Source organism: Streptomyces sp. WM4235 (assembly GCF_001279725.1).
Lineage (GTDB): Bacteria > Actinomycetota > Actinomycetes > Streptomycetales > Streptomycetaceae > Streptomyces.
On record NZ_LGDE01000183.1, the window covers coordinates 1 to 1,376 of the forward strand.

A 1,376-nucleotide genomic window follows, 5' to 3' on the forward strand; every position below is an offset into this window, starting at 1 on the left:
GGGACTGTAAAACGTTCGGTGTAACTCCCGATCATGGAAGATGCATCGATGACCAGCAACAACGTGACCGAGACCGTCGAGCCGTCTGAGGCGGTGCCGTCGAAGTCCGTGGACGACCGGCTGATCGACGAGCTCGTGGGTCGGGCTCAGGCCGAGGGCCTGCAGCTGACCGGTGAGGGCGGGCTGCTCCAGCAGCTGACGAAGCGACTGCTGGAGTCCGCTCTCGAGGGCGAGATCACCGACCACCTCGGCTATGACAAGCACGATCCCGCTGGGAAGAACGGCGGCAACTCACGCAACGGCACCCGGGCCAAGACCGTGCTGACCGAGGTCGGCCCGGTTCAGATAGCCGTGCCCCGCGACCGCGAGGGTTCCTTCGAGCCGAAGATCGTCAAGAAGCGGCAGAAGCGTCTTTCCGGCGTGGACGAGATGGTCATCTCGCTTGCCGCGAAGGGTCTAACGACCGGTGAGGTCCAGGCTCACCTGGCCGAGGTCTACGGCGCCGAGGTGTCGCGCCAGACGATCTCCACGATCACTGACAAGGTCCTCGAGGGCATGGCCGAGTGGCAGAACCGGCCCCTGGACGCCGTCTATCCGGTGATCTTCATCGACGCGATCCACGTGAAGGTCCGCGACGGTGCGGTGGCCAACCGGCCCATCTATGTGGCTCTGGCCGTCACGGCCGAGGGCCGGCGGGAAATCCTCGGGCTGTGGGCCGGCGACGGCGGTGAGGGCGCCAAGCACTGGATGCACATCCTCACCGAGATCAAGAACCGAGGCGTGAACGACGTCCTCATGCTCGTCTGCGACGGGCTAAAGGGCCTGCCCGACGCGGTCGAGACCGTCTGGCCCCGCACGGTCGTGCAGACCTGCGTGGTCCACCTGCTGCGGAACTCCTTCCGCTATGCCGCCCGCCAGGACTGGGACAAGATCGCCAAGCTTCTCAAGCCCGTCTACACCGCGGCGACCGAGGAAGCCGCACTCGACCGGTTCGCCGAGTTCGCCGACACCTGGGGCAAGAAGTATCCGGCGATCGTGCGGCTCTGGGAGAACGCGTGGGAAGAGTTCACCCCGTTCCTCCGCTTCGACACCGAGATCCGCCGCATCGTCTGCACGACCAACGCCATCGAGTCCGTGAACGCCCGGATCCGCCGGGCGGTCAAGGCCCGCGGTCACTTCCCCAACGAGCAGGCCGCCCTGAAGTGCGTCTACATGGCAATCATGTCCCTGGACCCCACCGGCAAGGGCCAGGCCCGCTGGACCATGCGCTGGAAGACCGCACTGAACGCCTTCGACATCACCTTCGACGGCTGGCTCTCCGCAGCACGTCAGTAACCCTCAACAACCCGAGTTACACCGCTCGTTTGACAGACCCG

At 65.6% G+C, this 1,376-nt stretch carries 1 protein-coding gene; it reads left to right on the plus strand.

Annotated elements, in window-relative coordinates; translation table 11 throughout:
- Positions 1-48 precede the first annotated feature (48 nt).
- Positions 49-1,335 carry an IS256 family transposase gene (locus ADK55_RS15230; RefSeq protein ID WP_053679017.1) on the plus strand — a complete coding sequence of 429 codons (1,287 nt, stop codon included), beginning with the start codon at positions 49-51 and terminating at the stop codon, positions 1,333-1,335.
- The last annotated feature ends 41 nt before the right edge of the window (positions 1,336-1,376 follow it).

What these genes read in the sequence shown, in the direction of transcription:
- ADK55_RS15230 (WP_053679017.1), top strand. Translation starts at nt 49, where the DNA reads ATGACCAGCAACAACGTGACCGAGACCGTCGAGCCGTCTGAGGCGGTG.